The organism is Rathayibacter sp. VKM Ac-2804, assembly GCF_009866655.1.
GTDB lineage: Bacteria > Actinomycetota > Actinomycetes > Actinomycetales > Microbacteriaceae > Rathayibacter.
Genome location: NZ_CP047420.1, coordinates 3662995 through 3684392 on the forward strand (window position 1 = coordinate 3662995; position 21398 = coordinate 3684392).

Here is a 21398-nt window from a genome sequence, read left to right on the forward strand (position 1 = left end):
CGGAGAGCGGGGGCCACGGCGACGCCGTCAGCGCGTCAGAGCGTCTGCGCGAACGGGTCGAAGTCCACCGGCACCGCGGGCACCGGTGCGGACAGCGAGCTGTCGATCGCGACGAACTCGCCGCTCTCGGCCGACTCCTGCGCCGACAGCATGACGTCGAGCACGTGGAAGCCGAGCTCGCCGGTGGCGACGTGCGGACGGTCCTCGGCGATCGCGCGGACCATGTCGAGCAGTCCGAGGCCGCGGCCGACGACCGTGCCCTTCTGCTCGATCTCGGTCCACTCCTGCTCGCCCCACTGGCCGTCGGCGATCGAGGTGCGGGCCTTCACATACGCGGTGCGCCCCTCGAACTGGTTCGGGTCCGGGATCACGATCGACCCCTCCGTGCCGTGGATCTCGAAGACGCCGTGGCGCTCGAGCGCGGAGTCGAAGCTGAGCAGGCTCGACGCCTGCGGCCCGGCCGCGAACGAGGTCAGCACCTGCAGCGAGGTCGGCACCTCGACCGGGAACGTCGTCCCCGCGTCGGGTCCGGAGCGGATGACCCGCTCCTCGAGCTTCTTGCGCCCGAGCGCGGCGACCCGCGCGACGGGTCCGAACAGGCTGACGAGCCCGGTGAAGTAGTACGGACCCATGTCCAGCAGCGGGCCCGCGCCCTCCGCGAAGAGGAACGCCGGGCTCGGGTGCCAGAGGTCCGGTCCGACCGTCTGGAAGACCGTGGACGCGAACATCGGCTCGCCGATCACGCCGTCCGCGATCGCGCGCTTCGCGGTCTGGAAGCCCGGGCCGAGCAGCGTGTCCGGCGCCGAGCCGACGCGCAGCCCCTTGGCGGCGGCGTCCTGCAGCAGCTGCGCGGTGCCGGCGCGATCGAGGCCCAGCGGCTTCTCGCTCCAGACGTGCTTGCCCGCGGCGATCGCCGCGGCCGAGACCTCGACGTGCGCGGCGGGGATCGTCAGGTTGACGACGACCTGCACACCGGCGTGCGCGAGCACGTCCTCGGCCGAGCCCCAGGCGGGGACGCCGTGCTTCTCGGCCTGGCTCTTCGCCCGGTCGAGCAGCAGGTCGCCGACGATCAGGACCTCGACGTCCGGGAAGGACGCGAGGTTCTCGAGGTAGGTGTCGCTGATGACGCCGACGCCGATGACGCCGATCCCGACGGGGCCGCTCATGCCGCGTACCCGCCCTTCACGAGGAAGTCGTAGCTGGCCTGGATGTCCGCGAAGACGTCGCCGGGGGCGTTGTCGTACTCGATGACGGCGTACTTGATGGCACCCTCGCCGGCCTCGAGCGCCTCGACGAGCGGCACGTCGCCCTCGCCCGGGCGGCGCTGGTCGAGGGTGTCCGAGCCGAAGGCCGCGGCGCCGGGGGCGAACGGGTTCTCGGCGGGCGCGATGCCGTCCTTGACGTGCACCGCGACCAGGCGCGAGCCCAGCTTCGACACCAGCGCGGGGCCGTCCTGGCCGCCGGTCAGCGCCCAGAACAGGTCGAGCTCGATCTCGACGCGCTCGTCGGTGGTCGCCACGAAGCGCTCGTAGGCGGTCCGGCCGTCGAAGGAGGCGATGAACTCCTGCGCGTGGTTGTGGTAGCCGACCTTGAGGCCGAAGGTCGCGGCGACCTCCGCGGCCTTGTTCAGGCGGTCGGCGATGTCCGCGACGCCGTCCTCGGTCAGCCAGCGCTCGGCCGAGACGAACGGGTCGATGACGGTCTGGATGCCGATCTGCGCGGCCGCCTCGAAGACGACCTCGGGGGCGGGCGTGGGGATGGAGCCGTCCGGCGTCCACAGCTCGTCGGAGAGCAGCGGAGCGTGGCCGGTCGGCGAGGCGAGACCGCTCGCGTCGAGCGCGGCGCGGATCTCGGCGGGGCGGCGGACGAAGTCGAACGCCTCGACGTTCTTCAGGCCGATCGCCGCGAGCTTCTCGAGCGAGCCGTTCGGGTCCTCGGAGAACTCCTTGGCCAGCGTGTAGAGCTGGATGGAGGCCAGGGGCAGAGTCATGATCGATGTCGCTTTCACTGGTGATGGTGGTGCGGGCAGGACTGTCGTCTCCGACCAGCCTGTCCTATGGACGTCCGAGAAAGGCCTATCGGACTTTCTTGATGGGGAGGATGACGAGTGCGCCGACCACCGCGGCCAGTGCGCAGACCGTGAACCACAGGCCGTAGTTGTTGCCGGTCGGGTCGCTCACGTAGACGAGGATGCCGCCGACCAGCGGGGCGAGCGTCTGCGGCAGCGCGTTGGCGATGTTGAAGACGCCGAGGTCCTTGCCCGAGTCGTCGGGGTTCGGCAGCACGTCGACGACGAGCGCGAGGTCGACGCCGACGTAGATGCCGTAGGCGAGGCCGAGGACCGCCTCGAGGACGTAGAAGGCGCCGATGTCCTGCACGAAGATCAGCGCGAAGGTGCCGACCGCGAAGAGCGCGGTGGAGCTCCAGACGAACACCTTGCGGCGGCCGATCCGGTCCGACAGCCAACCGGCGAAGTAGCTCGCGCCGACCAGCGTCACCGTGTAGATCAGCACGCTGGTGGTGATGACGGCCGGGATGCTGCCCTCCTCGACGCCGATGTGGTTGAGGAGGTAGAAGAAGCGGAAGGTGGTGAAGCCGAAGCTCGCGAAGATGATCAGGAAGCGCGACCACCAGGCCAGCGCGTAATCGGGGTTCTTCACCGGGCTGACCCAGAAGGTCTCGGCCCAGTCGCGCAGCGTCGCGCGCGGCGGCGCCTGGGGCAGGCGCTTGTCGGGCAGGACGACCGCGAAGACGACCATCGCGACGATCGCCAGGATCGACGGGGCGACGAACATCACGACCAGCTGACCGGCGAACGCCTGGGCGACGTACGTGCCGCCGAGGATGCCGACGTTCTGCGCGATCCCGAGCGCCGCGGTGATCTTGCCGCGCTGGAACTTGGGCACCTGGTCGGCGAGCGTCGCGGTGAAGGGCGCGAGCGTCATGTTCGCGCCGAGCTGGGCGAGCGACCAGCCGACGGTGGCGACGAGCAGGGTGGGGGCGAGCGCCATGATCGCGAAGGCGACCGTCATCAGCACCGTGCCGGTGACGATCCAGATCCGGCGGCGGCCGAAGCGGCTCGTGGTGCGGTCGGAGAGCCGGCCGACGACGACGTTCGCGATCGTGGCGAAGAGGGCACCGAAGCCGCCGAGCACCGCCGCGGCACCGGTCGCGCCGTCCTGCGCGATCTCGCCCGACTCCACGAGCGCCTGGATCTTCAGGCCGATGCCGACGACGGCCGGACCCAGCAGCGCGATGAAGAAGATCAGCTGCGCCGCGAGCAGCCAGAAGACGTAGCCCCTCGTCGCCGGCTCGGTCGGCTCGGAGAACGCGTGATGCCCCCGCACCGTCGCCGTCGCGGTGGTCATGCCCGAGGGCATCCCCGCCGCGGATCCGCTGGACGTCGTCATGATCGTTCCCTCTCGTCATCGAGTGTGCAGAGCCGAGCAGCGCCCAAAACCTTGCGTCGTGTGGTTTTGAGTATGCAGGGCCGCTCGCCCCGCCGCAACCGTCGGCCGCTCGAGACCGGTCCACGAGTTGCGCAAGATCCTGCCCCGACGACGCTAGCCCTCCCCCTCGCGCCGCCGCCGCCCCTCCCCCGCGCTGGCGCGCGATGTCCCGCGAGCAGACCCCGGACGTCGGACTGCACGCCCCTCGGCGCCGAACCGCGGACGCCCCGACGGACGAACGTACGCTCGAAGCATGTCGACCATCAGCGTCACCGACGCGTGCGCGAACTTCTCCGAACCGATCATCCGCTCACGCACCGAGACTGTCGTCCTCGTGCGCCGAGGACGTCCGGAAGCCGTGCCCATCAGCCCCGAGCAGTACGAGTGAATGAGGGACGCTCTCGAGGACGCAGAAGATGTGAAAGCCTTCGACGCGGCGCTGGCGGAGGACGGCGACGACATCCCCTGGTCAGAGGCGGAGGCGGAACTCGGCCGTCTGCGAGCGGACGAACGACCTCAGTCCGAAGATGCGGAGGCTGCACTTTGAACCAGGCGTTAAACCAAGAACGGCCCGCCGAAGCGGGCCGTCCTGTTCTGTCTCAACCAGAGTGCGCCCGGAGGGATTCGAACCCCCAACCTTCTGATCCGTAGTCAGATGCTCTATCCGTTGAGCTACGGGCGCAGTCCATCGCGTGGCCTTGGGGGGCGCACGCAACGAGGTACGACTATACACATCGGGGAGCCCCTCCGCGAATCGAGCGGGCGCCCGCCCGGGCCCGCGTACCGTGGCAGTCATGGAGGCCGCCGCGATCGAGCTCGTGCGCTTCGTCGTCTCGCCGCTGCACCGGTTCGAGGGGCGGCCGGCGGACGGCCCGATCCCCTCCGAGGGCAACGAGCAGCCCGAGCGGATCGAGATCCGCGCGGGACTCGGCATCGTCGGTGACCGCTACTTCGCCCAGCGCGCGCACCGCACCGCCGCGGTCACCCTCTTCGCGATCGAGTCGCTCGAGCACGTCGCGGCGGAGCTCGGCCGTGCCGCGTTCGACCCCGCCGACACCCGCCGCAACATCATCGTGCGCGGCGCCGACATCGACGCGCTCGCCGGCCGCACCTTCGCGGTGGAGCAGGGCGGCGAGCGGATCGAGTTCCAGGGTGGCCGCCCGGCCAACCCCTGCGCCTGGATGGACGTCTCGCTCGCGCCCGGAGCGTTCAAGGCGATGCGGCGCCGCGGCGGCGTCCGCTGCGCTCCGCTCACCAACGGCCTCCTCCACATCGGGCCCGCTCGGCTGATCCTCCACCGCTCCGAGGACATGCTGATCTGAGCGGATCGGCCAGCGCCTAGGCTCTCCCCCGACCCGTTCCCGCCAGGCCGCTGCGCCGCGACACCCGAGGAGGCGCCCGTGCCCTACCCCGGCCGCCCCCTGCGCGCCCTCGCCTCGAGCGTCCGCCACGGCCTGCGCGACGTCTTCTCCACCACGCGCTCCCGCCGGCGCGACCCGCGCCGCCGCTACAAGAACACCGACGTCTCCGTCCTTCGCGTGCCCCGCCGCGACGTCTACGCCCGCGTCAACACCGTCGGCCACACTGGCGAGCGCACGTTCGTCCTCGTCCCGGGCATCGGCGTCGCCGCCACCTACTTCGAGCGGCTCGCCCCGGCGCTCAACGAGTTCGGCCCCGTGCACGCCCTCGACCTGCCCGGCTTCGGCGGCGTCCCGCACCCGCCGAACGCCCGGCACATGACGATCGGCGACTACGCCGAGCTGGTCGGCGCCGTCATCGACGACCTCGGCCTCGACGACCCGGTCGTCCTCGGCCACTCGATGGGCACGCAGGTCGTCGCCGAGCTGGCCGCGCGCCGCCCCGAGCTCACCACGATCGTGCTCCTCGGTCCGGTGATGAACCCGCACGAGCGCCGCATCCCCGTCGCCGCCTGGCGCTTCGCCCAGTCGAGCGTCCGCGAGCCGGTGCAGGTCGCCGTCCTCGCCGCCGCGGCCTACCTGCTCTGCGGCCCGCGCTGGTTCTCGCGGGTGCTGCCCGAGATGATGCAGTACCGGATCGAGGACGTGCTGCCGAGGATCCGCGCCTCCACGCTGGTCATCCGCGGCGAGTTCGACCGCCTCGTGCCGAGGGAGTGGGCCGAGGAGGTCGCCGAGTCGATCCCGCATGCCCGCGCGTGGGAGATCCCGGACGCCTCGCACTCCGTGATGCACGCCCACGCGGAGGAGGTCGCCCGGCTCTGCGTCGAGCACGCCCGCGCCCCGCAGCCCGACCGCGACGAGGCCGAGCTGCGCCGCTTCCCGGACGACGAGGTCGACCGCTCGCAGGAGGACGCCCCGATCGAGGACCCGCTCGGCGCGATCCGGGGAAGGGTGACCGAGCTCGCCGGCATCCTCGTCGACGACGACTCCCTCATCGCCGAGGGCAAGACCCAGCACGCCGAGGCGACCGACCCGGCCGCCCTGCAGGAGTCCGACACCGACGCGGGCGACGGCGATTCCGGCCCCGACCTCTTCGACGCCCCCGCCGCCGCGCGCTGACAGCGCGGCCCGCTCAGGACTCCTCGCCCACGATCTCCTCGCGGATGCGCCGCAGGTCCTCGGCGAGCGCCCCCAGCAGGATCCAGTGCTCCGGGTGCGGCGTCACGATCACCAGCGGGGCGGTGAGCGCCGGCAGCTCGTCGGTGATCGGCTCCGGCTCGGGCACCGCGACCGAGGACTGCACGAGCAGCCGCAGGTCGTGCGCCGCCCGGTGCAGCTGCACCGCGATGTCGCCGATCGTCGGCTCCCCCACCAGCTCCTGGTCGTAGAGGTCGTGCACCGTGCGGGTCATCCCGCGCACCCGCGTGACGATGCGGGCCAACCGTGGTGTGACGGAGTCCAGCGCCAGCAGCCGGTCGCGGTGCGCGGAGCGGCGCGGATTCAGCCGCAGCGACTCCTCCCCCGTGGCAATAGCCTCCTCCGCCTTGGTCTGCATGGTCTGCAGCAGCCGCGCGTTGATCAGCAGCTCGCTGAGCCGCTCCCGGCCGACCTTCGTCTCGAGCACGTCCCCCAGGTCGTCCAGAGCCGCGGCGAGCTGCGCGGTGAGGTCGCCGACGGCCCGCTCCGCCGGCGCGAGCGTGATCGGCGGGACGATCAGCGCGTTGACGACGATCCCGACGGCCGCGCCGATCAGCGTCTCCAGGATGCGGTCGACGGCGTAGTTCGGCGTGACCGAGCCGACCGAGAGCACGAGCATCGCGCTGATCGGGATCTGCACGGCGGAGGCGGGCGTCAGCCGCACCGCCCAGCCCACCGCGATCGCGGCGACGATCGCGCCGAGGACGATCACGCTCTCGTCACCGAAGAGCGTGCCGATCAGCGAGCCGACGACGACGCCGATGATCACGCCGACGCTGCGCTCGAGCGCCTTCGAGAACGACTGGTTGACGCTGGGGGCGACCACGAGCAGCGCCGCGATGGCGCCGAAGACCGGCAGCGTCCCCGGGAAGATCAGGGCCGCGATGATCCAGGTGACGACGGTCGCCGCCGCCGTCTTGACCAGCTGCAGCACCGGCGGCCGCGTGTCCACGGTGAAGCTGGACGTGAGGCGCATGGCTCCACGGTAGCCGCGGCCCGATGGCGCGGTCACTGCTTCGGCGCCGCCTCGATGCTCGCGAGCACCGCACGCAGCCCCTGGGCGGCGTCCTCCCGGAGCGACTCGGGCACCGCGGCCAGCAGCTCCCGCTCCACGTCGAGCACCTCGGGGAAGGCCGCGTCGACCAGGGCGGTCCCCTCGTCGGTCAGCGCGATCAGGGCGCCGCGCCCGTCCGCCGGGTTCGCGGTCCGCAGCACCAGCCTGCGGCGCTCGAGCGCGTGCAGCCGCTTCGTGACGGCGGGAGCGGAGGCGAGGCCGATCGTCCGCAGCGTCGTCGGCGACTGCGGCGCGGCCAGCCGGCGCAGCGTCGTCAGCACGTCGAATTCACCGCGGGTCAGCTCGAAGGCCGCGAGCCGTTCCTCCGTCGCCCGCACGAGCAGAGCGGAGGCCCGGATCAGTCGCCCGGCGATGTCGACGGCCGTCGTGTCCAGCTCGGGCCGCAGCCGGTGCCAGCCCGCCCGGATCTCGTCGACGGCGTCCGGGGCGTCATCCGCGGCGTCATCGGGAGACCTGCTCGACACAAGATGATTCACGAGTAAAGTATAACTGGTTCACCCGTGAACGACCTCTCCGGCCGGTGCCGCTCGGATCCACCCGCCGACCCGAGGACTCCGATGCCCGCCACCCCCTCCCTCCGCAGCGCGCTGCCGCACCCGCGCGAACTGGTCGCCTTCGGCCCGCACGACGGCGCCCACCGCGTCGCCCTGCGCGCCGGCGTCTCGATGGCCGTGCCACTGCTGGTGCTCTGGGTGTTCGGCCGGACCGACCTCGCGCTCTACGCGACCTTCGGCGCCTTCACCGCGCTCTACGGCCGCCGGCACACGCACCGCCCGCGCCTGCTGATGCAGGCCTCGGCCGCCGCCTACCTCGTCGCGATGGTGACGATCGGCACCGCCGTCGCCCTCTCGCCGCAGCGCGACTGGCTGATCATCCCGGTGGTGACCCTCGCCGCCGTCGGCGCCGCCTACCTCAGCGACGCCCTGCACTGGCACCCGCCCGGTCCTCTCTTCCCGGTGTTCGCCGTCACCGCCTGCGCCTCGGTGCCCGTCGAGGCGACGCGGATCCCGGAGGCGTTCGCCCTCGCCGCCGCCTCCGCCGCCTTCTCGCTGCTCGTCGGAGTGAGCGGGATCGCCGCACCGCGCGCCCGCCTGCTGCCCGCGACGCCGTGGCGCCCCTCCTTCCGCGCCGCCGCCGCCCGCCCCGCTACCCGCGCCGGGATGGTCCGCTTCGGCGCCGTCGTGCTGATCGCCGGCGCGATCCCCACCGCGACCGGCCTCGGCCACCCCTACTGGGCGATGGTCTCGGCCGTCGCCGCCGTCTCGGGCGCCGACGCGACCGCCCGCCTCGTCCGCGCGGGCCACCGGATGCTCGGCACCGTCGTCGGCGTCGCGATCGCCGCGGCGCTGCTCGCGCTGCCGCTGTCCCCGCTCGCCACGATCGGCGTCGTCGTGCTGCTGCAGATGCTCGCCGAGCTGGTCGTCGGCCGCAACTACGGCCTGACCCTCGCCCTGATCACCCCGCTCGCGATCCTGATGGTCGAGCTCGCCCACCACACCGACGAGTTCGTCCTGCTGCGCGACCGCGCCCTCGAGACCGCGATCGGCGTCGCCGTCGGCGTGGGCGCCACCCTCCTGTCCCACGCGATCGCCACCCGCACGCACAGCGGAACCGCCGCCACCCGCTGACCGCCGCGCGCCTGCGGAGCACATCGCCCAACTCCAGATCTGCTCCAGATTCAGACACGATCTGGAGCAACGGGGCGCTCGGGTGGGGACCACAAGCGGACTGTCGTGCGGCTCCCCCAGCAGAGCGATCGCGCGTCCGGGCACGACGGAACCCCCGGTCGGCTCGCGCTGACCGGGGGTTCCACGGCGGGGGTCGGCGGGCGCCGGACCCGATGGGCCCGCCCGCCCCCGCACGAGGCGTGGAGTCGCGCGGCGGTTTCCCCCCACCGCGCGGCCCTCACGCCTCAGCTAGGCGACGAAGCTCCACTTCTGGTGGTTGCCTCCGTTGCAGGACCAGGTGCCGAGCTGCCGGCCCGCGGTCGTGCTCTCGTCGGGCACGTCGAGGCAGGCGCCGCTCGCGCGGTTGACGATCGTCTGACCGCTCACCTGCCACTGCGTCGTCTGCCCGGACGTGCAGGGCGCCTGCACCAGCGCACCGCCGGAGCCCGAGGTGCCGGACTGTGCGAGGCAGAGCCCGCTGTGCTGCGTCTGGAACTGCACGTAGCCGCCGGCCGAGGCGCGGGCGAACACGGCGTTCGACCCGTTGCCGCAGGTCCACTGGACGACCTTCGAGCCGGTCGTGGTCGAGTCGTCGGCGACGTTCACGCAGAGACCGCTCGACGCGGACTTGATCGTCGACCGCGGCAGCGCCGGAGCGGCGTTCACCGTTCCCGCCGCGGTGTCGATGACGACCCCGTCCACCTCGGGCATGGCGACCGAGGTGTTCGTCGGGAACCGCAGCGGCTGCCAGACGTAGCTGGAGTCGTTCACCGCGCCGTTGTTCGCGCCTGCCCAGCGGTCGCCCATGTAGAGGTAGGACGTGCCGGCCGTGCCGCTGATCGTCGCCACATAGGTCGGCTGCGAGCGGTTGCCGGTCGGCCCGCCGAAGTCGGTCGGCGTCGACCAGGGTCCGGTGATCTTCGTGGCCGTGGAGTACTTGTTCTGGTTCGGGCTCCAGCCGGTGGTCCCGGACGAGAGCGCGAAGTAGACGCCGTTGCGCTTGAAGATCGTCGGCGCTTCGCGGGACTGGTTCTCCCAGTGCAGGCCCTGGAACGACTCGACGTTCGTGTAGGACGCGTTGAGCTTGAAGATCGCCGTCGACGCGTTCGTCGTGGGGATGGCCGTCGACGAGAAGAGGTACGCCGACCCGTCGTCGTCCTGGTAGACCGTCATGTCGCGCGACTCGTAGCCGAGCGGCCGGAAGCTGCCCTGGTAGGCGTAGGAGCCGTCGATCGTGCTCGACGTGGCGACCGCGGTCCGGCCCTCCCAGTAGTTCTGCCCGTTCTCCCAGTGCATCCAGAGCACGTACTTCTGGGTGGCGGCATTGTAGACGAGCTTCGGCCGCTCGATCGTGGAGACGTTCAGCTCCGGCGCCGAGTTCTTGGTGAGGATGTCGCCGCGGAACTCCCAGTTCTTGAAGTCCGTCGAGCGGTAAAGCGGGACCGAGATGAACCGGTTGTCCGCGTCGGTGCTCTGACCGACCCAGTAGTAGTACTGCCCCACCTTGAGCAGCCCGGCGCCGTGGCCGTGGATCGGCTGGCCCTGGGTGGTGAGGAACTGCGTGCCGTTGGTGACGGTCTGCGGGGCCGCGGTCGCGGGCGCCAGGCCCGAGACCGCGACCAGCGCGGCGGTGGCGAGCGCCATGAGCGCCAGCCTGATCCGTTCTCGTCGTTTCGTCATTGAAACTCTCCTTCTAGTTGAGGGTCATCGAAGGGACGACCCACGTGGTGGTCGACATCGCGGGAGCGGATGCCGTGAACCGGTTGCCGGCGAGCGCGGCCGAGGGCAGCGCCGCGAGGTCCTGGGAGCCGCTCGTGCGCACCCCCGAGGCGGTCGCGGTGGCGGGAGCGAAGCGGGTGAGGTCGTAGGTGACCGTCGCCGGCGTCGAGGTGGTGTTGACCGTGACGAGCACGACGCGCCGGCCGGCCTCGTCGTGGAAGGCGACGGTGTCGTTGTCGCTCACCCCGATGACCCGGTAGCCGCGGCGGACGTACCGGCTCCACTGCGCCATCGCCCAGAACTTCTTGTTGCGCGTGTACTTCGACAGGTCGACGGACGCGTTGTTGAGGTCGGTGTCGAGCATCCCCCAGCCGCCGGAGTCGACCGCCTGCCAGTAGGCGAACGCACTCGCGCCCAGCCACTTCACGTCCCAGAGGATGTTCTGCGAGAGCGCCATGCCGCTCGCGTCGCCGTTGCCGTGCTCGGAGTCCCAGATCCGCACGCCGCGCGCCGCAGTCTTGAAGCCGGTCCGGTCGGAGCCCTCGTAGCTGTGCACGTTGTACTGGCCGACGAGGCCCCGGGTCTGCGAGGACCAGCTGTTCACCGTGTCGCGGCCGACGTCGATGCTCGTCTCGTCCGATGCCGCGATCCGCGTCGGCGACCCCTGCCGGGCGAGCTCGTCCGCCAGGGCCGTGAGCATGATCGCCTGATTCGCCGGGTACATCCGGTTGCCCTCCTGGCGGTTGCCGAAGGTCCAGTAGGGCGCACTCGGCTCGTTCACCGGCGACAGCGTGCGGAACGGGACGCCCCACGTGGTGCGGAAGCGCTCGTTGACGGTGACGAGGTACCGGGCGAAGGCCCCGTAGCTGTCGGTGCGCAGGTTCTCGGCGGCGTTCCTGCCCCCGGTGACGCTGCCCGAGATCGTCATCCACCAGGGCGGCGAGTTCGCGAACGACTCGGCGAGGAACTCGCTCGCCGGGATCCGCGACTTCGCCGCCTGCAGGAACCAGCGCTGATTCGCGTCCGCCGACCAGTCGTACGCCGCCGAGGCGGAGGCGAGGTAGCCGGGGATGCGGGCGCGCAGGTCCATGTGCCCGGGGTAGGCCGGGTTCTCGCCGCCGCCGATGTTGTAGCGGACGATGTTCAACCCGAGACCCTTGTCGCGGTCGAAGAGCAGATCGGCGTACGTGTCGCGCACGGTCGCGGTGCCGCCGATCCGGTGCGCGAACCAGCAGAGCGCCGTGCCGAAGCCCTCCCACACGGGTCCGCGCTGCGCCGGGTCGACGACCGCGGTGCCGGTCGCGGCGTGTGCGGGCGCGGCGCCCGATCCGGCGACCGCTGCCACCGCGCTCGACAGCGCCGCCGTGCCCGCGAGGGCGAAGAGCCCTCTCCTGTCCGTCTCCATGGGTACCTCCTCGTACCGTCGTGCGACTCCGGTGCCGCCCGGATGTCCACGTCAACATCATTCCGAGGAACGTAGCATGACAACGCAACCACGACCCGCACACAGTGATGGTCGTTCGATGCACGGTGTGCAGCGAGGGCGGTCGTCGCGAGAAGCAGCGCACCAGGCTCCCCGCGGCGCAGGTGGGATCAGCTCACAGAACTAGTCGACCCTGTTGCCCCTGACTGCTGAGACGACGAGCGCACCGGAACTGATCACCGCCGGCACGAAGCCGAGCAACGACTCCGCCGGGAAGCCCTGAACGATGAGCACGACGCCGGCTGCGAGGCCCCCGATGGCGAGAAGCTGCGCCCCGATGGTTCCGACGATCACACCGAAGGATTCCGCCCTGGTGAGCCGAGTCAGCGCTCCCGCGCGAGCGTGTTCGTTCGCGACATGCGCATCGACGATCTTCTCGGCACTGCCCGGAACGACGCGCTCGTATCCCTCGATCCTCGCGACCGGAGGGAGAGGACCTCGAAACGATCGGCTTCGTGCGATCGCCTCTACCGTGCCGGAGCGCTCGGACTCTTCTTCGATTTCTGCGTCGAGCGTTCGATCGACGAGACCACGGTCGGCGTCGGGTGACCAAGCGCCTTCTTCCTCTCACTCAGACGACGTCTGTCGCCCGTCGCTCCCACGAACGCGCCGTGCGTCAGGCCCCTGATCGCTGCTCGCGCTGTCGGTGTCATCTGCCAGACCTGCGTCCTTCACCATGCGAGAGGCAGCTCTCGCCATGTTGACGACCGAGAGCCCAGGCAAGGACGTCATCCGCTCGACCGCCGACACGGCCGGCTGCGCCCCAGGGAGGAATCGCCCTTCGTCTTTGTGCGACTCATCAGCGAAAGGCACGGGAACGACAGAACCCCCGGTCGGCTCTCGCTGACTCGGGGGTTCTGACTGGCGGTACCGGTGGGATTTGAACCCACGGTGGACGCAAGCCCACACATGTTTTCGAGACATGCTCCTTCGGCCGCTCGGACACGGTACCGAGGACGAGTGTACGCGAGGCTCAGGAATCCCGCCAATCGGCGCGGGAACCGCGACCGGGCGCGGGTCGGACCGCAGAGCCGCGGCTCAGGCGGGCCCGGGCAGGAGGAAGGCGAGCACGCGTTCCCACTCGGAGACGGCGAGCAGGTGGCCGCGACCGGGCACGACCTCGAGGCGCGAGTCCGGCAGGCGGGCGGCGTACCACTCGCCGTGCAGGCGGCCGACGGCGGCGTCGTCCGCGCCGTAGAGGAGGAGCGCCGGAGCGTCGACCGTCTCGACCGCGAAGCCCCACTCCTGCAGGGTGTAGCCGACGATGTCCGCGGCCTGGCCGAGGTTGCCCTGGGCGACAGCGCGCTCGAGCATCGCCAGGATCCGCTCGCGGACGCCGGGCGCCTCGAGCACGTCCGCGTCGGCGGCGTCCCCGCCGAGCACGCCGAGCAGCGACTCGGGGCTGGGCGACGGACCGAACGCCGTGTCGAGCGCGGCCGCGAGGGAGCGGACGGCCTCGTCCAGCGGCAGCTCGCGCAGCTGCTCGAGCATGGCCCGGTTCTGCTCGCCGACCCATGGCACGGCGTCGTCGGGCGCGGGCGTGCCGAGCACGGCGACGCGCTCGACGAGGCCCGGGTAGTTGGCCGAGAGGGCGAGGGCGACGAGGCCGCCCGCCGACCAGCCGGCCGCGCTGACGGAGGCGATGCCCACGGTGGCGAGGTACTCGGCGATGTCAGCGGCGGCCTGCTCCGGACTCGCGCCGGCGCCGGCACCGGCGGGATCGAGATCCGTGAGCAGCGCCGAGGCGCCGTAGCCGGGGCGGTCGAACGAGAGGAGTCGCACGCCGTGCCGGGCGGTCGTCGCGGGGTCCGGGTCGAGGCCGGCGGCCCCGGGCGCCGGGTGCGCGAGCACGACGACGTGCTCGGCGTCCTCCGGGCCGGACCAGGTGACTCCGAGCGCGCGGCCGGACTTGAGGGTGTGCACCGTCGAGGACATGTGCTCAGTCTTCCGCAGACGACCGACACCGCCCGCGCGCCGCTCGGGCACCCGCAGGACTCCTCCCCCGCGAGCCGGGTGGACGCACTCTCCACCGTCCGGGCGCGGCGCGTCGCGGTGTCGGCGGCACCCGCTATCGTCGAAGACACGTTCGAAGGAACGCTCCGATGTCGGAGGCCGGCCGTAGTGTCGCCGGTGCTCCACTCCCCCCGCACTCCCCCCCGGCCCGGAAGGACCCCATGGCCTCCTCGAAGACGCGCACCGCCGCCTACCGCTGCTCCGAGTGCGGCTGGACGACCGCGAAGTGGGTCGGCCGCTGCGGCGAGTGCCAGCAGTGGGGCTCCGTGATCGAGAGCACCGAGCGCACCGGCCTGGTCCGCGCGGTGGCCGCCGTCGCGCCCACCGCGGCGCGGCTCGCGAAGCCGATCACGCAGATCGAGACCACCTCCGCCGCGCACCGGCCCACGGGCGTCGGCGAGCTCGACCGCGTGCTCGGCGGCGGCATCGTCAACGGCGCCGTCGTCCTCCTCTCCGGCGAGCCGGGCGTCGGCAAGTCGACCCTGCTGCTCGAGGTCGCCTCCCGCGCCGCAGCCGAGGGTCAGCGCGTGCTCTACGTCAGCGCGGAGGAGTCCGCCGCCCAGGTGCGGATGCGCGCCGAGCGCACCGGCGCCATGCACGACAGCCTCTTCCTCGCCGCCGAGACCGACCTCGCCACGGTCCTCGGCCAGATCGACGAGGTCCGGCCGGACCTCCTCATCGTCGACTCCGTGCAGACCGTGGCGAGCGACACGGTGGACGGCCTGCCCGGCGGTCCGAGCCAGGTCCGCGAGGTCGCGGCGACGCTCATCCGGGTCTGCAAGGAGCGCGCGCTCCCCCTCGTCCTCGTCGGCCACGTCACCAAGGACGGCTCGATCGCCGGCCCGCGCCTGCTCGAGCACCTCGTCGACGTCGTCTGCCACTTCGAGGGCGACCGCCAGACGGCGCTCCGCTTCGTCCGCTCGCTCAAGAACCGGTTCGGCCCGACCGACGAGGTCGGCTGCTTCGAGATGACCGCCGAGGGCATCGCCGAGATCCCCGACCCCAGCGGCCTCTTCCTCAGCCGCACCCGCTTCCCCACCCCGGGCATCTGCGTCACCGTCGCGATGGAGGGGCGCCGCGCCCTGCCCGTCGAGATCCAGGCCCTCGTCATCGCGAACGACGGCGACCACCCGCGCCGCGTCACCAACGGTGTCGACGCGTCGCGGGTCGCGATGATCCTGGCGGTGCTCGAGCGCCAGGCGGGCATCCCGCTGCGCCGCTGCGACGTCTACGTCTCGACCGTCGGCGGAGTGAAGCTGATGGAGCCGGCCGCCGACCTCGCCATCGCCGTCGCCATCGCCTCGGCGCACGCCTACACCCCGCTGCGCCCCGGGATCGCGGCCTTCGGCGAGATCAGCCTCTCCGGAGACATCCGCCCGGCCTCCGGCGCCAAGCAGCGGGCCAACGAGGCCACCCGGCTCGGCCACCCCTCCCACCTCGACTCCAGCGCCTTCACGCTGTCGAGCGCGATCACACACGCCCTCGTGCCCGTGCCCGCCCGCATCCCGGTCGGCTGAGGGCGGCACGCCGAGCCGCACGCCGCGCAGGCCCCGCGAGAGGCGGCACCGAGCGGGCTAGACCCCGCCTCCGCCGCCGCCTCCGCCGCCGCCACCGGAGCTGCCGCCGCCGCCCGCGCCGCCGCTCGACGAGCTCGACGACGACCCGACGTAGCTCGACGCGGACGAGGAGAACGACGCGACGCTCCCGGCGAACGCCGCCGCCTGGAAGCCGGCCCGCCCCGAGTACCAGCCCGGGCTCTCCCCCGTCTGCTCGTACGCGCTAGCCAGCGCCGCCGACCACTCCTTCTCGAGACCGAGGAGGACGGCCCACGGCAACAGCCGCTCGGTGACCTCGACCACCTCGATCGGCCCGACGCTGCGACGGTCGGCGCCCCGGGGCGACTGCAGCATGGCGAAGCGGTCGGCCTCGGCCAGCCGCAGATACAGCGTCAGCCCCTTCAGGTGATCGCGCAGCTCCGCGCCCGCCGCCGTCAGCGGCACCTTCGCGAGGAGGACGCAGATCGCGGCGCCCAGCGCGACCGCCACGAGCACCAGGACGAACGGGAGCGGCCCGCCGAGCTTCGCGACCAGCAGCAGTGCACCGCCTAGGACGGCGCCGATCGACGCGACCACCGCCAGCAGGGCCAGGAGCACCGAGCCGCGCACCGTTCCCGGTCGCCGCAGCCCCTCCTGCGTCACCCGCTTCGACATCCCCGTCTGGAACGCCGACACGGCCTTCCCGAGCTCCTTGTCCTTCTCGCTCAGATCGCGGACCTCGCCCGGCCGGGGCGCCGCACCGAAGGCGATGTCGAAGAACTCGCGGTCCACGGGAGGGATCGCCCGCGGCCGGCCGGCGCGTCGCGGCGAGGCCGTCGCGGGGTCGAGCACCCGGAGCAGGAACGCCGGCTTCTTCGCCGACCCGCCCTTCGCCGACTCCTTCTCCTCGACCCGGACCAGCCCGCGGACCGCCGCGTCCAGGAGCGCCGTGGCCGGCGCGTTCCACGACCTGCCGCGCAGCGCCGCCGAGAGGAAGAGCCCCTGGGCGGGCGGCTCGTACTCGGCGATCACCGTCGGACGCCCGGGGGCGTCGCGCAGCACCGTCGCCCGCCGGTGGACCGCCGCGACGAGCACCCCGAGCAGCACCAGCAGCGACCCCAGCTGCACCCACGCCCAGGCGGAGGCGAAGTAGCCGTCGTCGCGCGGCGTGAAGGTCCCGGGAGCGAAGCCGACCGCGACCGTCACGTTCTCGTACGCCGCCAGATCGGTCCCGCTCGCGGTCACCACGGCGCCGTCGCGGCCGATCGAGCAGCCGTCGGTGGACCCGGCCGCGCCGCGGTAGCAGGCGGAGGTGCCGGTCGCTGCGTCGACGAGTCCGCCGGTGAGCCGGATCGTGATGTCGTACCGGTCGAAGGGCTGGCGCCAGGCTGTGCCGTTGGCGTCCCAGTAGAACTCGTCCTCGCCGCTGCTCGTGCCGGAGCCGGGCAGCGTCACGTCGTGCTGGGTGTAGGTGAAGACGTAGGTCTGACTGCCGCTGACGAAGCCGTCCGCGGCACTCGTCACGAGCAGGATCCCGTCCTCGGTCTCGGTGTCGACGGGCCGCGTCCGCCCCTCTCCGTCCGTCACCGACACCAGGTCGACGCCGGTCGGGTAGCCCTGGTATTCGAGCGGGATCGCCCGCTGCATCCCGCGGTTCTGGTCCTCGGGGAACTCCGCGACGAAGGTCTCGACCGTCGTCAGCGTCGAACGCCCCTCGGCGTCGCGGCCGAGGTCGTAGTCGACGGCGTAGCGGGAGAAGCGGAAGTCGTCCACGCCGCGTGCCGGCCCGCCGACGGGAGCGGCGCCGACGAAAGCCGCGGCGACCGGCTCGGCCTCGTGAACCGCCGCCAGCGGTCCCGCCGTCGCCGCGGGTGCCCCCGCCAGTGCGGCCAGGAGCATCACCACGGCCGCTCCCCCCGGGAGCCCCGCTCCGCGCACTCCGGAGCCCCGGCCCCTCGACGTCGTCGCGGACAGGAGCCGGCCGAGCATCCACATCATGTCCGCGAGCGTACGCGCGCGTGTCCCGCGCCACCTCCCCCTCAAGGGCGACAGCCGGGGCGCGATGACCGGCCTACTGCAGCAGGAACTGCGTCGTCGAGCCCGAGGGGATCCCCGCGACCGACACCGACAGGTTGTACGCCGCGCCGCCCGCCTCGACCGCCTCGCGCCCGCCGGAGCAGGTGTCGGCCGAGGAGCGGGTGCGGTCCCAGGTGATCGAGCTGCCCGTGACCGAGGTGCCCGCCTGCAGCAGGATCTCGAGGTCCGCCGCGCCCGTCTGGCAGTCGGTCGAGGTCCAGACCGGGTCCGAGCCGCTGGTGATCGTGAAGACCTGCCCGCTCGTCCCGGCGTTGATCACGCAGTCGGCGCTGGAGATGTTGGCGAGCGACAGCGAGAGCTGCGGCGCCTCGTCCGGCCCGTAGCTCGTCGCGTCGGTCACGGCCGTGACCGCGACGGTGTCCGCGGTGCAGGCGGCAGCGTCCGCGGGCGGTGAGCCCTCCGGCGCCGTCGACGGGTAGAGCGTCGGCAGCGCGGACGCCGTCGGACTCGCGCTCTCGGCGGCTCCGCGTCCGCCCGCCCAGGGCTGGAGCGAGACCAGCGCGGCGATCCCGGCGACGATCACCAGCAGCGCGAGGATCAGGCCGGCCCTGCGCCGCCGGTAGACCCGGGAGGGCAGGCGGCGGGGAGGCGGAGTCACCGACACAGGCTACGACGTGCGCGCGCTCAGAGCGTCTTGAGCATGCGGGTGTTGCCGAGCGTGTTCGGCTTCACCCGGGCGAGGTCGAGGAACTCGGCCACGCCCTCGTCGGGCGAGCGCAGCAGTTCGGCGTACACCTCGGGGTCGACGACCTTCTCGCCGATCGGCGCGTAGCCGTGGCGCTCGAAGAAGCCGACCTCGAAGGTCAGGCAGAACAGGCGCTTCAGACCGAGCTCCCGCGCGTCGTTCTCGAGGCGCTCCAGGATGTGGTGGCCGACCCCGCGGCCGAGCCAGTCCTGCGAGACGGCGAGAGTGCGCACCTCCGCGATGTCGTCCCACATCACGTGCAGCGCGCCGCAGCCGATGGCCGTGCCCTCGCCGTCCTCCGCGATGCGGAACTCCTGGACCGCGCCGTAGAGCACCACGCGGTCCTTGCCCAGGAGGATGCGCTCGTTCACGAGCGGCTCGCTGAGCTCCTGGATGAAGGGGACGTCGCTCGTGCGCGCGCGGCGCACCGGGTACTTCCAATCGGCCATCCGTCCAGCGTAGGGCCGAACGACGACGAGCCCGCCCCTCCGGAGGGAGGGACGGGCTCGCTGTCGTGCTGCGGTGCTCCTGTGCTACGCCATCAGGTCGGGCGTCGCCGGGCCGGCGGTCGCCGCTCCCGCCGTCGCACCGGCGCTGATCGAGATCAGGCGCGGCGTCGTCGTGAACACGAACTTGTTCTCGAGGAAGTCCACGTGCACGTGGTCTCCGGAGCCGAGCTGGCCGTGCAGGATCTGCTCGGACAGCTGGTCCTCGATCTCGCGCTGGATCGCGCGGCGCAGGGGGCGGGCGCCGAGGGCCGGGTCGAAGCCGACCTCGATCAGCCGCTCCTTGGCCGACTGCGTCAGCTCCACCGTCATGTCGCGGTCGAGCAGGCGGTCGCCGAGGCGGCCGATGAACAGGTCGACGATCTGGAGCAGCTCCGGCTTCGACAGCTGCGGGAAGACGATGACGTCGTCCACGCGGTTGAGGAACTCGGGCTTGAAGTGCTTCTTCAGCTCCTCGTTGACCTTGCCGCGCATGCGGTCGTAGCCGGTGGCGTTGTCGCCCTCGATCTGGAACCCGACGGGACCACCGGCGATGTCACGCGCACCGAGGTTGGTGGTCATGATGATGACGGTGTTCTTGAAGTCGACGACGCGCCCCTGGCCGTCGGTCAGACGACCCTCCTCGAGGATCTGGAGGAGCGAGTTGAAGATGTCGGGGTGGGCCTTCTCGATCTCGTCGAAGAGGACCACGCTGAACGGCTTGCGGCGGACCTTCTCGGTGAGCTGGCCGCCCTCCTCGAAGCCGACGAACCCGGGAGGGGCGCCGAACAGACGCGAGACGGTGTGCTTCTCGCCGTACTCCGACATGTCGAGCGAGATCATCGCGTTCTCGTCGTCGAAGAGGAACTCCGCGAGCGCCTTGGCGAGCTCGGTCTTTCCGACGCCCGTGGGGCCGGCGAAGATGAACGATCCCGAGGGGCGCTTGGGGTCCTTGAGGCCGGCGCGCGTGCGGCGGATCGTGCGCGAGAGGGCCGCGATGGCCTCCTCCTGCCCGATGACGCGCTGGTGCAGCGCCTTCTCCATGAAGACGAGCCGCGAGGACTCCTCCTCGGTCAGCTTGAAGACCGGGATGCCCGTCGCCTGGGCGAGGACCTCGGCGATCAGGCCCTCGTCGACGACACCGGTCGCCTTGACGTCGCCCGACTTCCACTTCTTCTCGAGGCGCAGGCGCTCACCGAGCAGCTGCTTCTCCTCGTCGCGGAGCGACGCGGCCTTCTCGAAGTCCTGGTCCTCGATCGCGGCCTCCTTCGCGGTGCGGACGACGGCGATCTTGTCGTCGAACTCGCGCAGCTCCGGCGGGGCCGAGAGGATCGAGAGGCGCAGGCGCGCGCCGGCCTCGTCGATCAGATCGATGGCCTTGTCGGGGAGGAAGCGGTCGCTGATGTAGCGGTCCGCGAGGTTGGCGGCGGAGACGATCGCGCCGTCGGTGATGGACACCTTGTGGTGCGCCTCGTAGCGGTCGCGCAGGCCCTTGAGGATGTTGATCGTGTGGGGCAGCGACGGCTCCGCGACCTGGATCGGCTGGAAGCGGCGCTCGAGCGCGGCGTCCTTCTCGAAGTGCTTGCGGTACTCGTCGAGCGTGGTCGCGCCGATGGTCTGCAGCTCGCCGCGGGCGAGCAGCGGCTTGAGGATCGAGGCGGCGTCGATCGCGCCCTCCGCGGCCCCTGCGCCGACGAGGGTGTGGATCTCGTCGATGAAGGTGATGATGTCGCCGCGGGTGCGGATCTCCTTCGTGACCTTCTTCAGGCGCTCCTCGAAGTCTCCGCGGTAGCGGGAGCCGGCGATGAGCGAGCCGAGGTCGAGCGTGTAGAGCTGCTTGTCCTTCAGCGTCTCGGGCACGTCGCCGCGCACGATCGCCTGGGCGAGGCCCTCGACGACGGCGGTCTTGCCGACGCCGGGCTCGCCGATCAGGACGGGGTTGTTCTTGGAGCGGCGGGAGAGGATCTGCATGACCCGCTCGATCTCCTTCTCGCGCCCGATGACCGGGTCGAGCTTGTTGTCGCGCGCCGCCTGCGTGAGGTTGCGTCCGAACTGGTCGAGGATCTGCGAGCCGCCCTGAGGCTGCTGCTGCTCACCGCCCACGGCGACCTGCTCCTTGCCCTGGTAGCCCGAGAGGAGCTGGATGACCTGCTGGCGCACCCGGTTGAGGTCGGCGCCCAGCTTGACGAGCACCTGTGCGGCGACGCCCTCGCCCTCGCGGATGAGGCCGAGCAGGATGTGCTCGGTCCCGATGTAGTTGTGGCCGAGCTGCAGCGCTTCGCGCAGGGACAGCTCGAGGACCTTCTTCGCACGCGGCGTGAAGGGGATGTGGCCGGTGGGCTGCTGCTGCCCCTGGCCGATGATGTCCTGGACCTGCTCGCGCACCGCGTCGAGCGAGATGCCGAGGGACTCGAGCGCCTTGGCGGCCACTCCCTCGCCCTCGTGGATCAGGCCGAGCAGGATGTGCTCGGTCCCGATGTAGTTGTGATTGAGCATCTTGGCCTCTTCTTGGGCCAGGACGACGACGCGCCGTGCGCGATCGGTGAATCTCTCGAACATGCTGTCACTCCCTACA

At 71.7% G+C, this 21398-nt stretch carries 19 protein-coding genes and 2 tRNA genes; 6 read left to right on the forward strand and 15 right to left on the reverse strand.

Features of this window, described 5'->3' with window-relative positions:
* Nucleotides 1–35 precede the first annotated feature (35 nt).
* The 3 genes from GTU73_RS17060 to GTU73_RS17070 form a co-directional block, all read right to left on the reverse strand.
* A complete protein-coding gene (locus GTU73_RS17060) occupies nucleotides 36–1166 on the reverse strand; it encodes a Gfo/Idh/MocA family oxidoreductase (protein WP_160090837.1) in 1131 nt (376 codons plus the stop codon).
* The gene (locus GTU73_RS17065) at nucleotides 1163–1990 is read right to left on the reverse strand and encodes a sugar phosphate isomerase/epimerase (protein WP_160090838.1); all 828 of its coding nucleotides are present in this window, start codon (nucleotides 1988–1990) and stop codon (nucleotides 1163–1165) included. The genes GTU73_RS17060 and GTU73_RS17065 overlap by 4 nt, the downstream gene beginning before the upstream one ends.
* 85 nt (nucleotides 1991–2075) lie before the next feature.
* Entirely contained in the window at nucleotides 2076–3410 is a 1335-nt protein-coding gene (locus tag GTU73_RS17070; protein ID WP_208543689.1) for an MFS transporter, read from the reverse strand.
* 292 nt (nucleotides 3411–3702) lie between these two features.
* Here GTU73_RS17070 and GTU73_RS19425 point away from each other — a divergent pair, with 292 nt between their 5' ends.
* A complete protein-coding gene (locus GTU73_RS19425) occupies nucleotides 3703–3837 on the forward strand; it encodes a type II toxin-antitoxin system Phd/YefM family antitoxin (protein ID WP_244231683.1) in 135 nt (44 codons plus the stop codon).
* Nucleotides 3838–4058: 221 nt separating this feature from the next.
* On the opposite strand, the gene GTU73_RS17080 is transcribed toward GTU73_RS19425, so the two are convergent.
* A tRNA-Arg gene (locus tag GTU73_RS17080) sits at nucleotides 4059–4131 on the reverse strand.
* 112 nt (nucleotides 4132–4243) lie between these two features.
* Here GTU73_RS17080 and GTU73_RS17085 point away from each other — a divergent pair.
* The gene (locus GTU73_RS17085; RefSeq protein WP_123446774.1) at nucleotides 4244–4771 is read left to right on the forward strand and encodes an MOSC domain-containing protein; all 528 of its coding nucleotides are present in this window, start codon (nucleotides 4244–4246) and stop codon (nucleotides 4769–4771) included.
* 78 nt (nucleotides 4772–4849) lie between these two features.
* Complete coding sequence (locus GTU73_RS17090; protein WP_160090839.1) at nucleotides 4850–5986, forward strand: alpha/beta hydrolase; 1137 nt, start codon at nucleotides 4850–4852, stop codon at nucleotides 5984–5986.
* 13 nt (nucleotides 5987–5999) lie between these two features.
* On the opposite strand, the gene GTU73_RS17095 is transcribed toward GTU73_RS17090, so the two are convergent.
* Nucleotides 6000–7040: an FUSC family protein gene (locus GTU73_RS17095; RefSeq protein WP_160090840.1), complete on the reverse strand. Its 1041-nt coding sequence runs from the start codon at nucleotides 7038–7040 to the stop codon at nucleotides 6000–6002.
* Nucleotides 7041–7072: 32 nt separating this feature from the next.
* Nucleotides 7073–7615: a MarR family transcriptional regulator gene (locus GTU73_RS17100; RefSeq protein WP_160090841.1), complete on the reverse strand. Its 543-nt coding sequence runs from the start codon at nucleotides 7613–7615 to the stop codon at nucleotides 7073–7075.
* Nucleotides 7616–7696: 81 nt separating this feature from the next.
* On the opposite strand from GTU73_RS17100, the gene GTU73_RS17105 reads away from it, so the two are divergent.
* The gene (locus GTU73_RS17105; protein WP_160090842.1) at nucleotides 7697–8767 is read left to right on the forward strand and encodes an FUSC family protein; all 1071 of its coding nucleotides are present in this window, start codon (nucleotides 7697–7699) and stop codon (nucleotides 8765–8767) included.
* Between the two features lie 288 nt (nucleotides 8768–9055).
* On the opposite strand, the gene GTU73_RS17110 is transcribed toward GTU73_RS17105, so the two are convergent.
* The 3 genes from GTU73_RS17110 to GTU73_RS17120 all read right to left on the reverse strand — a co-directional run bounded on the left by GTU73_RS17110 (nucleotide 9056) and on the right by GTU73_RS17120 (nucleotide 12302).
* Nucleotides 9056–10486 carry an RICIN domain-containing protein gene (locus GTU73_RS17110; RefSeq protein ID WP_208543690.1) on the reverse strand — a complete coding sequence of 477 codons (1431 nt, stop codon included), beginning with the start codon at nucleotides 10484–10486 and terminating at the stop codon, nucleotides 9056–9058.
* Between the two features lie 13 nt (nucleotides 10487–10499).
* Nucleotides 10500–11930 carry a glycoside hydrolase gene (locus tag GTU73_RS17115; RefSeq protein WP_160090843.1) on the reverse strand — a complete coding sequence of 477 codons (1431 nt, stop codon included), beginning with the start codon at nucleotides 11928–11930 and terminating at the stop codon, nucleotides 10500–10502.
* Between the two features lie 201 nt (nucleotides 11931–12131).
* Nucleotides 12132–12302, reverse strand: a complete 171-nt coding sequence (locus tag GTU73_RS17120; RefSeq protein ID WP_160090844.1) for a hypothetical protein — start codon at nucleotides 12300–12302, stop codon at nucleotides 12132–12134.
* A 63-nt stretch (nucleotides 12303–12365) separates the two neighbouring features.
* On the opposite strand from GTU73_RS17120, the gene GTU73_RS17125 reads away from it, so the two are divergent.
* Nucleotides 12366–12557, forward strand: a complete 192-nt coding sequence (locus GTU73_RS17125) for a hypothetical protein (RefSeq protein ID WP_160090845.1) — start codon at nucleotides 12366–12368, stop codon at nucleotides 12555–12557.
* Between the two features lie 313 nt (nucleotides 12558–12870).
* On the opposite strand, the gene GTU73_RS17130 is transcribed toward GTU73_RS17125, so the two are convergent.
* Nucleotides 12871–12960, reverse strand: a tRNA-Ser gene (locus GTU73_RS17130).
* Between the two features lie 86 nt (nucleotides 12961–13046).
* The gene (locus GTU73_RS17135; protein WP_160090846.1) at nucleotides 13047–13943 is read right to left on the reverse strand and encodes an alpha/beta hydrolase; all 897 of its coding nucleotides are present in this window, start codon (nucleotides 13941–13943) and stop codon (nucleotides 13047–13049) included.
* Nucleotides 13944–14182: 239 nt separating this feature from the next.
* Between GTU73_RS17135 and radA the strand changes: the two genes are divergently transcribed.
* Nucleotides 14183–15538: a DNA repair protein RadA gene (gene radA / locus GTU73_RS17140; RefSeq protein ID WP_123705510.1), complete on the forward strand. Its 1356-nt coding sequence runs from the start codon at nucleotides 14183–14185 to the stop codon at nucleotides 15536–15538.
* A gap of 57 nt (nucleotides 15539–15595) precedes the next feature.
* Here the strand turns inward: radA and GTU73_RS19135 are convergent, their stop codons facing one another.
* The 4 genes from GTU73_RS19135 to GTU73_RS17160 form a co-directional block, all read right to left on the reverse strand.
* Nucleotides 15596–17554 (reverse strand): DUF2207 domain-containing protein, encoded by a 1959-nt coding sequence (locus GTU73_RS19135; RefSeq protein ID WP_160090847.1) that lies wholly within the window; start codon nucleotides 17552–17554, stop codon nucleotides 15596–15598.
* A gap of 73 nt (nucleotides 17555–17627) precedes the next feature.
* On the reverse strand, nucleotides 17628–18251 hold the full coding sequence (locus GTU73_RS17150) for a hypothetical protein (protein WP_244231684.1): 624 nt from the start codon (nucleotides 18249–18251) through the stop codon (nucleotides 17628–17630).
* A 26-nt stretch (nucleotides 18252–18277) separates the two neighbouring features.
* A complete protein-coding gene (locus tag GTU73_RS17155; protein WP_160090848.1) occupies nucleotides 18278–18787 on the reverse strand; it encodes an amino-acid N-acetyltransferase in 510 nt (169 codons plus the stop codon).
* Between the two features lie 84 nt (nucleotides 18788–18871).
* Nucleotides 18872–21382 carry an ATP-dependent Clp protease ATP-binding subunit gene (locus tag GTU73_RS17160; protein ID WP_160090849.1) on the reverse strand — a complete coding sequence of 837 codons (2511 nt, stop codon included), beginning with the start codon at nucleotides 21380–21382 and terminating at the stop codon, nucleotides 18872–18874.
* Nucleotides 21383–21398: the final 16 nt, after the last annotated feature.

Excerpts from the sequence above, each read along its gene's own strand:
- GTU73_RS17060 (WP_160090837.1), bottom strand. The coding sequence starts at position 1,166 with ATGAGCGGCCCCGTCGGGATCGGCGTCATCGGCGTCGGCGTCATCAGC.
- GTU73_RS17065 (WP_160090838.1), bottom strand. The coding sequence starts at position 1,990 with ATGACTCTGCCCCTGGCCTCCATCCAGCTCTACACGCTGGCCAAGGAG.
- GTU73_RS17070 (WP_208543689.1), bottom strand. The coding sequence starts at position 3,410 with ATGACGACGTCCAGCGGATCCGCGGCGGGGATGCCCTCGGGCATGACC.
- GTU73_RS19425 (WP_244231683.1), top strand. The coding sequence starts at position 3,703 with ATGTCGACCATCAGCGTCACCGACGCGTGCGCGAACTTCTCCGAACCG.
- GTU73_RS17085 (WP_123446774.1), top strand. The coding sequence starts at position 4,244 with ATGGAGGCCGCCGCGATCGAGCTCGTGCGCTTCGTCGTCTCGCCGCTG.
- GTU73_RS17095 (WP_160090840.1), bottom strand. The coding sequence starts at position 7,040 with ATGCGCCTCACGTCCAGCTTCACCGTGGACACGCGGCCGCCGGTGCTG.
- GTU73_RS17105 (WP_160090842.1), top strand. The coding sequence starts at position 7,697 with ATGCCCGCCACCCCCTCCCTCCGCAGCGCGCTGCCGCACCCGCGCGAA.
- GTU73_RS17110 (WP_208543690.1), bottom strand. The coding sequence starts at position 10,486 with ATGACGAAACGACGAGAACGGATCAGGCTGGCGCTCATGGCGCTCGCC.
- GTU73_RS17115 (WP_160090843.1), bottom strand. The coding sequence starts at position 11,930 with ATGGAGACGGACAGGAGAGGGCTCTTCGCCCTCGCGGGCACGGCGGCG.
- GTU73_RS17125 (WP_160090845.1), top strand. The coding sequence starts at position 12,366 with ATGCGCATCGACGATCTTCTCGGCACTGCCCGGAACGACGCGCTCGTA.
- GTU73_RS17135 (WP_160090846.1), bottom strand. The coding sequence starts at position 13,943 with ATGTCCTCGACGGTGCACACCCTCAAGTCCGGCCGCGCGCTCGGAGTC.
- radA (WP_123705510.1), top strand. The coding sequence starts at position 14,183 with ATGGCCTCCTCGAAGACGCGCACCGCCGCCTACCGCTGCTCCGAGTGC.
- GTU73_RS19135 (WP_160090847.1), bottom strand. The coding sequence starts at position 17,554 with ATGATGTGGATGCTCGGCCGGCTCCTGTCCGCGACGACGTCGAGGGGC.
- GTU73_RS17155 (WP_160090848.1), bottom strand. The coding sequence starts at position 18,787 with ATGGCCGATTGGAAGTACCCGGTGCGCCGCGCGCGCACGAGCGACGTC.
- GTU73_RS17160 (WP_160090849.1), bottom strand. The coding sequence starts at position 21,382 with ATGTTCGAGAGATTCACCGATCGCGCACGGCGCGTCGTCGTCCTGGCC.